The 8,961-nt window shown below is 54.5% G+C and carries 6 protein-coding genes; 3 read left to right on the forward strand and 3 right to left on the reverse strand.

Annotated features, from left to right (window positions below; genetic code table 11):
* Nucleotides 1-138 precede the first annotated feature (138 nt).
* Nucleotides 139-2,916: an RHS repeat-associated core domain-containing protein gene (locus HGO41_RS18765; RefSeq protein ID WP_250981300.1), complete on the reverse strand. Its 2,778-nt coding sequence runs from the start codon at nucleotides 2,914-2,916 to the stop codon at nucleotides 139-141.
* 192 nt (nucleotides 2,917-3,108) lie between these two features.
* Entirely contained in the window at nucleotides 3,109-3,978 is an 870-nt protein-coding gene (locus HGO41_RS18770) for an MBL fold metallo-hydrolase (RefSeq protein ID WP_250981301.1), read from the reverse strand.
* Between the two features lie 115 nt (nucleotides 3,979-4,093).
* Between HGO41_RS18770 and HGO41_RS18775 the strand changes: the two genes are divergently transcribed.
* Nucleotides 4,094-5,011 carry a LysR family transcriptional regulator gene (locus HGO41_RS18775; RefSeq protein WP_013574145.1) on the forward strand — a complete coding sequence of 306 codons (918 nt, stop codon included), beginning with the start codon at nucleotides 4,094-4,096 and terminating at the stop codon, nucleotides 5,009-5,011.
* 220 nt (nucleotides 5,012-5,231) lie between these two features.
* Entirely contained in the window at nucleotides 5,232-6,395 is a 1,164-nt protein-coding gene (locus HGO41_RS18780) for an MFS transporter (RefSeq protein WP_013574146.1), read from the forward strand.
* A 61-nt stretch (nucleotides 6,396-6,456) separates the two neighbouring features.
* On the opposite strand, the gene HGO41_RS18785 is transcribed toward HGO41_RS18780, so the two are convergent.
* Entirely contained in the window at nucleotides 6,457-7,380 is a 924-nt protein-coding gene (locus tag HGO41_RS18785) for a LysR family transcriptional regulator (protein ID WP_013574147.1), read from the reverse strand.
* Between the two features lie 134 nt (nucleotides 7,381-7,514).
* Here HGO41_RS18785 and lysA point away from each other — a divergent pair, with 134 nt between their 5' ends.
* Nucleotides 7,515-8,774, forward strand: coding sequence for a diaminopimelate decarboxylase (lysA, locus tag HGO41_RS18790; protein ID WP_217147161.1), 1,260 nt, complete (start codon nucleotides 7,515-7,517; stop codon nucleotides 8,772-8,774).
* The last annotated feature ends 187 nt before the right edge of the window (nucleotides 8,775-8,961 follow it).

The following is an 8,961-nucleotide window of genomic DNA, read 5'->3' on the forward strand; positions in this document are numbered from 1 at the left end:
ACCGTTTGCTGAGAAAAACCAGTACCGGCTGAGGGGGCCTTCAGGAATAAAAGATGAGCGCGGAACATTGCACCCATCTTTTTATCTGACATTCTGACGACTTAAATCCCTGTCTCTGCGCTTATGTCAACCGGCTGTTCAGTCGGCGTGTGATAATACGCGGCGGCGGCTTTTTGGCGATAGATTTGCTGCGGGTTCATTTCCGGCTTGCATACTCGCCAGTTTTATATGTTTTCCTTTGTCGGACCATATTCCTTCCGAACGTTTACCTATAACGGTAATGCGATCGAGCGGGATGATGGGTGAATTTTCTCCCTGAGACAATTGCGCCGCCGTTAACAATTGCTCGGGTTCTCCAATAACATGAGCTTCATTGACACCTGTGGTCAGTGAACGCCAGGATTCCGGATTACTGACATCAGAGATTTTGTCCCTTAATGTTTTCTCATCCATCGTTTCCCATCCTTCATTGAGAATCTTGTCCATTAAACTCTTCTGTTGTTTTAAATGCTGGACCAGATTCTTTCTGGCCGTCAACGTCGCAAAGTTTTTTTCGTAACTGGCAACCCGCAGGTTCACGGCGTCAATCTGATAAAAGTATTTCTCTCCGGGCATTTGATTCGCAAAGTCTTTCATTCCCAGCGCCGTTTCTGCTGTATAGATAATAGGTTCAGCCGCTTCACCGTTATGATATTGGCCCAATGTGCCAGCATCATGAATACTGACGGCATTTGAGAACCCTCCCGCTTTTACTATCTCTTCCGGACTGCGGCCATCGGCCCTGAAAAGCTCTTTAACATCGGTATCAACGATAATTTTGTAATCATCATTGCCCGCGACAGGCTTTTTACCGTCACTGTCATAAAACGTTACCGGATTATTTCTATTCATCCTGAATAGATTCAGGCCATCCACCGTTCCTGCGGGGTCAGCGCTCAGCCAGCGGCCCGCCCACGGCTGATAATAACGATATCCGTAATAATACAGACCCGTTGCATCCCGTTCTTTGCCGGAGTAGCGGACAGTTTTATATTCAGCTTCTATCTGACTGCGGGCAGCCCACAATGCTGTGCCGCCATAGGGATAATATTCTTCCAGACTGATGATCTCGCCTTTGCCGTCCAGCTCGAGTCCGCTGCTGCCGGTCAGATTGTCAATGCTGTAACGCACCTGATCGTTGGTCATGCCTGCGGGCAATCCGCTTTCCCAGTGGAGTATCCGTACCTGAGCGCGTCCCGCTTCGCCCACGATGATGGTGTGGCGGCTTTCTGTCCCGGTACTGCCGGTGAGAGAGAGCCTCTGCTCCAGACCGGGCAAGTAGGTTACGTGCTGCGTCTGCTGCGTATCACCTGTTTTGCGTTTACTGACTTTCAGAATGCGCTGACTCATGCTGTCATAGCGGTAATTCTCGCCGTCATTGTCACCCGCGTCCCGCAAGACAGTCGTCACCGTCAGGAGTTCGCCCTGCGGCGTCCAGGTCAGATCCTGACCCGGTTGTAGTTGCATCTGATATCCGGCTGCCGTGAACCATGCTTCAACTTCTTCGGGGTTGTTGGTCAGCGTGCTCAATACTCCGCGGTTGCTGCGGTTGCTGACCGTGATTGAGGTGGTGTAATAAGTGTTGGTGGCCGGAGCACTGTGTCGGATTTCTGTCAGGTTGCCAGCGGTATCGTAGGTGTAGGTGCGGGTATAAAGGGTATACGCTGAGTTATCGGCAGGAAGGGCAAGGGGGCTGGATGAAAAATGACTGCTTTGCTGACCGGCATTAGCCATCTCGCGTCCGGTGGCTTTCACCAGCTGATAAAGGCTGTCATAAGTATAGGCATTTTCAGGTTTTACTCTCTGATTGCGCCAGAAACGGGTTTCTTCAGCATCATTGCTGACGGTGGTTACGTTGCCCACCGGATCATACGCATAACGCAGGTCTTGCAGTACTTTTGCTCCGGCGGCATGTCCTGCCGGGCGCTCGGTTTTCATTCCTGTCAGGCGTTGTGTTGTCGCTTCGTAGAAGTAAGTGGTCACAACGCCATTACCGTGCTCCTCGCGTAATTTTTGCCCGGCGGCAGAATAGGTCAGAGATTTGACGATAACCTGCTCTTCAGCGTTTTTCAGGGTCAGCCAGCTTTCTTTCAGCATACCCGCAATATCATACGCCACCCGCTGCCGGTTACCTGCGGCATCAAGGGTGGTTAATACCGATGTGGTGGCATCCACCGTGCTCAGGGTGGTATGGCGCACTTCATCCAGCCGTACATTCCAGGCAGTGATAGTGTCTCCCTGCCAGTCAGCCACTGTGGCGGGGTTATCCGCATCCTTCAGCAACCGGCGGCTTACTGACAGCGCGACATTGCTTACGGACATACTGTTGGTCTGTAACAAACCCGCCTGATCGTAATGGTGGGTGCACTCGCCAGCCAGATTCACGTCCTTTTCTGCCTGTGAGTTTTTAGCATACACAAACCGTTCGCTCACTCTGGATATGCCATCGGCAGTTATTTCCGTCACACTCAGAGGACGGCCTGGCAGTGTATTCCCCTCATACTGCCGGGTGCGGAAGACTGCCTGACTGATGTCCTCCCGACCCTTGTCATCAATTCTGATGCTAGATCCAGCCATACGGATCCGGCCCGCTATGTCATTGAGTGTCACCGAGATGCCCGCATCGGCGCTCTGTGCGCGCAGGACATGACCGGAGAGGTCATTTCGATAGATAAAATTTGCCTGCCCGAATCCGTACAGACGCGGGTCACTGCTTTGTGTCAGGAAGCCCCCGGTATTGTACTGATGGCGCATGATACGTTCGTCCGTCTCTTCTGGTGTGTCGGGATGGCGGTGATAGGTGATGTTACGGGCGTAGAGACCACGGTTATCAAGCACCGTGATGGCAGGGGTTTGGCCAAATAATGAGACATTCATAATAAGCTCCGTTATCTTCAGCGATGTGTAAGGTACACATCAGAGATAATTTTAGCTTATGCGCGCAGAACCTTATGAACTTAGCTTACGGGGGGTTAACCCACGAGCATTTCGGGGCTGTGAGCTCAGCACCCTCAATGCTCGTTTGCCATCGGTACCTCTGAGTTCGTCATTAAAAAGGAGAAACAATATTTATTGCGGCCACTTCATTTCGCCCTTCAATACTTTCGCACTCAGTTGTAATGAAGAATCGTCTTTCAGTTGCGGATAATGTTTTTTCATCGCGGCGATAAGCGCGGCAGAATCTTTCGCTTTCGGTAATTCTTTTTCCAGCGTCAGCAGATACTGGCGGGTGAATTCCACCGATGCCAGCGTTTTTGGCGCGCCCGGCAGGAAATGTCCCGGTACAACGACGTGCGGATTAAGACCGGTAATTTCATTGAGCGCTTCTACCCACTGTTTACGGGATTTCGGCGTCTGCGTATCTGCTGTCCAGACATGCATGTTATTGCCATTCACCAGCACGCCGCCCACTACCGCTTTCAGCGACGGGATCCAGACAAACGTCCGTTCTTTATCTACGCCCTGAACCTCAAACTTATGGCCTTCGAGTTCAAAGGTCGTACCTTTCAGCGGTTCAGGAACCACAACAGATTTTGGCGCATTGTCTTTCAACTGTGGTCCCCAGAAAGCGACTTTGCCGTCTTTGCTGGCGTTGATCTGATCGATGGTGGCCTGCGTTGCCACGATTTTGGCGTCCGGGAACGCGGCATGGATGACATCCAGCCCGAAGTAGTAATCCGGGTCGGACTGGCTGATGTACACCGTCGTCAGTTTCTTGCCGGTCGCCTTGATCATTTCCACCAGTTTTTCTGCGTCATTGCGCTGGAACTGCGCGTCGATCAGAACCGCTTCTTTATCGCCGGTAATGATTTCAGAAGAAACCGGGAAAACGCTTTTTTCACCCGGGTTATACACGTCCATTTTCAGTGCACTGGCGGCGTGAGCGGACAGGCTGCTGCCCAGCAGGGCGGCGATCAGAGTCAGATGTTTCAGTTGCATGGGTTTTCCTCAGAGACGTAAATAATCACATTCAGTAAGACTCTACTGTACGTTGCATAATCCGCGGGAAAAACCGGATAATGCGCAACTGTTTGTTGCATAAACCGGACGAATCATGGACAGAATTACCGCTGCACAAGTGTTTGTTGCCATTGTTGAACGGGGAAGCATGGTCAGTGCTGCCGAATCGCTGAATATGTCGCGGGCGATGGTGACACGTTATCTGTCGGAGATGGAAAAGTGGTCGGGCGCGCGCCTGCTGCACCGCTCCACCCGCAAACTCAGCCTGACGGATGCGGGCGAAAACACGCTGGCGCGTTGCCGGAAAATGCTGTCGGTGGCGGCTGAAATGAGCAGCGTGGCGGATACGGGCGATGAAGCGTTGCGCGGTTTGCTGCGTCTGAGTTGCTCACAATCTTTCGGGCAGGGTGCGGTGGTGATTGCGGTCAGTGAATTTTTGCGCCGACATCCGCAGGTCAGTATCGATCTTCAGCTGGAAAGCCGGGCGATCAATCTGGTGGAAGACCGGATCGATCTGGCGCTGCGCATCACTAACGATCTGGATCCGAACCTGATCGCCCGGCCGCTGGCGCTGTGTCCGTCGGTCGTCTGCGCGTCGCCGGCTTATCTGGCCGCGCAGGGTACGCCGCAGCATCCGCAGGATCTGGCAGTCCACAACTGCCTGACGTACACCTGGTTCGGCAAAAGCCTGTGGCAGTTTGCACGGCAGGGTGAACAGGTCGCGATTCCGGTGAGCGGAAATCTGAGCGCCAATGAATCGCTGGTGCTGCTGACCGGGGCAGTGGAAGGCGCGGGAATCGTCATGCAGCCTTATTATTCGGCGGCACCCCTGATTGCCAGCGGTCAGCTTGTCGCCTTACTCAGCGGGTGGCAGCCACAGGAAATGGGGATTTATGCGATTTACATGTCCCGGCGGCAAATGCCGGCGGCGTTGCGAGCGCTGCTCGATTTTCTGGTGGAATGGTTCAAAGGCCATCCGCGCTGGCTGTCGCTGACAGAAGAAAAACGCTGAGTCACCGGCAGGGAATAAGCCAGTGGAATCGGTCCCTTTTTCGTCTTCCGCGCATTCCCTGCAATGTATTGTTATGTAAAGATTAATCCTGATATCGGGTGTTTTTCAGGCAGCAAGGGCACAGACTGCGTCTGGTCAAAAGTGTGATCAACGTGGTATTTAAACCCATCCGGCGCAATGCCGGTGCCTTTACTCATCACTAAAAATATCCGGAGTTTTTATGCCTGTCGCACTCCTGGCACTGGCGCTCAGCGCGTTTGCCATCGGTACCACTGAATTCGTCATCATGGGGCTGCTCCCCAACGTGGCGGGGGATCTGAATGTCAGTATTCCTTCTGCAGGCTGGTTAATCAGCGGATACGCGCTGGGTGTGGCAATCGGGGCACCGATCATGGCCGTGCTGACGGCAAAACTGCCGCGCAAGAACACCCTGCTGCTGCTGATGAGCATCTTTATTATTGGCAACGTGATGTGCGCGCTGTCGTACAGCTACGATTTCCTGATGCTGGCGCGCGTGATCACCGCGCTGTGTCATGGTGCCTTCTTCGGGATTGGCGCGGTGGTAGCGGCAAGTCTGGTGGCGCCTAACCGTCGTGCTTCAGCGGTTGCGCTGATGTTCACCGGCCTGACACTGGCTAACGTGCTGGGCGTTCCGCTCGGTACTGCGCTCGGACAGGCTTTCGGCTGGCGTTCAACCTTCTGGGTGGTGGCGGTGATTGGCGTGGCCTCACTGTTCGCACTCTATAAAAAGCTGCCGGATAAGAAAGAAGAAGAGCCGACTGATCTGCGTAAGGAAATCCGTGCGCTGGGTAGCCTGGGATTATGGCTGTCGCTGTCGATCACTATTTTCTTTGCTGCCGCGATGTTCGCGCTGTTCACGTATATCGCGCCTATCCTGACGCAAATTACCGGCGTGTCTGAGCACGGTGTCAGCTGGACGCTGCTGCTGATCGGCCTCGGTCTGACCATCGGTAACGTGCTGGGCGGGCGTCTGGCGGACTGGCGTCTGGGTATCTCGCTGACCCTGACTTTCCTGATGATCGCCATATTCTCCGTGCTGTTCAGCTACACCAGCGTTCATCTGGTGGCGGCGGAAATCACGCTGTTTATCTGGGCGATGGTGAACTTTGCCGCGGTGCCTGCCTTGCAGGTTAACGTGGTGACCTATGGCAAAAACGCGCCAAACCTGGTGTCGACCCTGAACATTGCGGCGTTTAACGTGGGCAATGCGCTGGGTGCCTGGGTGGGCGGCGCGGTGATTGAACGCGGAATGGGACTGAGCACTGTGCCGCTGGCGGCGGGCGCACTCGGCGCTATCGGCTTCGTGCTGTGTGTGATCACTTTCCGCCGTGCGGCGAAGAAAGCGGAAAAAGCGGCCGCGTAATCCAGCCGCTAAAAAAATTAAAGGCCATGCGGAGTTTCTCCGGCGTGGCCTTTTTTTCTGTTCAGCGCATCAGCGCGGCCTCGAGATGTCCGGCAAAGCGTTGCGCCTGCTGATGGCAGTGTTCGGTAAATGTGGTGACCAGCGCCGAAGCGGGGCGGTGCAATGGCCGGATCAGGCTGACGGTAAAGGGTACGGCGACGCTGAATTCCCGCAGGACGAGTCCGTTGTCACAATAATCCAATGCAGTCAGCGGGTTGACAATCGACACGCCCGCGCCTTCGCGCACCATGCTGCACACCGACGCCGCACTGTGGGTTTCCATCACCAGCCGCCGCGTAACCTGTTGTTCCATAAATAACGTATCCAGCAGTTGCCGGTAACTGTCGGTCGCCGACAGGCTGATATAATTCAGTCCGCTGAAATCTTGTGGTGTGAGTCGCGATTTCTCAGCTAAAGGATGTCCGGCAGGCAGCACGCACACTTCGTTCAGTGTCAGCAGCGTCTGGCGCTCGGTTCCGGCTGGCGTCTGGGTGTTTTCCGTCAACCCCAAATCATGGCGTTGCGCCGACAGCCATTCTTCCAGCAGCGGCGATTCCTGCGGCACAATATTGAAACTGACGTCAGGGTAGCGGTCGAGAAACGGCTTACACACCGCAGGCAGCAACGACTGGCTGAATACCGGCAGGCAGGCGATGGACAGTTGCGCCTGCTCGAACTGGCGGATGCCTTCCGCTGCGCTGATAATTCTGTCCAGCCCGTAGTACGAGCGCTGCACTTCCTCAAACAGCCGTAACCCCTGCACCGTCGGATACAACCGTCCGCGCAGACGCTCGAATAACTGCAGATTCAGCAACTTTTCGCAGCGCGCCAGTTCACGGCTGACTGTCGGCTGCGAGGTATTGAGCAACGCAGCGGCTTCCGTCAGATTGCCGGTGGTCATGACCGCATGAAAAATTTCGATATGGCGCAGGGAAATAGCTGGCATGGTTTCATCCGCTAAGCGATGACAATAGCCCATATCATAAATGAATAGACTTGCCTGAAATAGATATTTTATCGCCGGTCTGCCACGCGGCATACTGAGGGAAATATGACGGACTTCAACTGACGGAAAATCTTATGCCACGCGCTCTGAACGATATGTCTACCGCGCTTAATGCCGCGAATTTACTGGCTCTGCCGCAACAATTTGGCTGCCCTGTGTGGGCGTATGACGCTGACATTATCAAACAGCGCATCGCGCAGTTGCGCCAGTTTGACGTGATCCGTTTTGCGCAGAAAGCCTGTTCTAATATTCATATCCTGCGTCTGATGCGCGAGCAGGGCGTGAAGGTCGATTCCGTTTCTCTGGGTGAAATTGAGCGTGCGCTGGTGGCCGGTTTTATTCCGGGCGGCACAGACAGTGAGATTGTGTTTACTGCTGACGTACTGGATCAACCGACGCTGGAGCGCGTGACAGCGCTGGATATTCCGGTGAACGCCGGTTCCATCGACATGCTCAGCCAGATTGGCCAGCACAAAGCCGGACATCCGGTGTGGCTGCGCGTGAACCCGGGCTTTGGTCACGGGCACAGCCAGAAAACCAATACTGGCGGGGAAAACAGCAAACACGGGATCTGGTATGCCGATTTACCGCAGGCGCTGACAGAGATTGCCCGTTACGGCCTGAAACTGGTGGGCATTCATATGCATATCGGTTCCGGCGTGGATTATGGTCACCTTGAGCAGGTTTGCGATGCGATGGTGCGCCAGGTGATTGAAACAGGACACGATATTGAAGCGATCTCCGCCGGTGGCGGCCTGTCGATCCCCTATCATTTTGAAGAAGAATCCATTGATACCGGCCACTATTTTGGTCTGTGGAATCGTGCGCGCGAGCAGATTGCCGCGCATCTCGGGCATGAGATTAAACTGGAGATCGAACCGGGGCGTTTCCTGGTGGCGGAATCCGGCGTGCTGGTGGCGCAAATCCGTGCGGTGAAAAACATGGGCAGCCGTCATTTCGTGCTGTGCGACGCAGGCTTTAATGACCTGATGCGCCCGGCGATGTACGGCAGCTATCACCATATTTCGCTGTTACCTGCCGATGGCCGCGATGTCAGCGGACAACCGCTGACGGATTCCGTGATCGCCGGTCCGCTGTGTGAATCCGGCGACGTGTTTACCCAGCAGGCAGGCGGCGGAGTGGAAACCTTCCCGCTGCCGCCGGTACACATCGGCGATTATCTGGTGTTCCACGATACAGGTGCCTATGGCGCATCCATGTCATCGAACTACAACACCCGCCCGCTGCTGCCGGAAGTATTGTTTGAGAATGGCGTGCCAAGACTGATTCGTCGCAGGCAGACGGTGGAAGAGTTAATTGCTCTGGAGCTCTAGTCTCTGCGTCTGAGCCGGTGAGGTGGCTTGCTTTGCTCCTCCCCCTGCGAAGGGGGAGGCGGGGAGGGGGTTTTAAATACAAAGCAATGAGTTAAAGCACACTTTGAATTTTGTTTTTGACCTTAATACCCCACCCCAACCCTCCCCTTCGCAGGGGAGAAAGTTTACTTATCAAACATCTCTTTTC

Origin of the sequence: Rahnella sp. CG8, assembly GCF_023701875.1 — a bacterium.
GTDB classification, from domain to species: domain Bacteria; phylum Pseudomonadota; class Gammaproteobacteria; order Enterobacterales; family Enterobacteriaceae; genus Rahnella; species Rahnella aceris.

Bases quoted from the DNA above. Each gene is read 5' to 3' on its own strand.
- lysA (WP_217147161.1), top strand. From the start codon at position 7,515: ATGCCACGCGCTCTGAACGATATGTCTACCGCGCTTAATGCCGCGAAT.
- HGO41_RS18780 (WP_013574146.1), top strand. From the start codon at position 5,232: ATGCCTGTCGCACTCCTGGCACTGGCGCTCAGCGCGTTTGCCATCGGT.
- HGO41_RS18775 (WP_013574145.1), top strand. From the start codon at position 4,094: ATGGACAGAATTACCGCTGCACAAGTGTTTGTTGCCATTGTTGAACGG.
- HGO41_RS18765 (WP_250981300.1), bottom strand. From the start codon at position 2,916: ATGAATGTCTCATTATTTGGCCAAACCCCTGCCATCACGGTGCTTGAT.
- HGO41_RS18770 (WP_250981301.1), bottom strand. From the start codon at position 3,978: ATGCAACTGAAACATCTGACTCTGATCGCCGCCCTGCTGGGCAGCAGC.
- HGO41_RS18785 (WP_013574147.1), bottom strand. From the start codon at position 7,380: ATGCCAGCTATTTCCCTGCGCCATATCGAAATTTTTCATGCGGTCATG.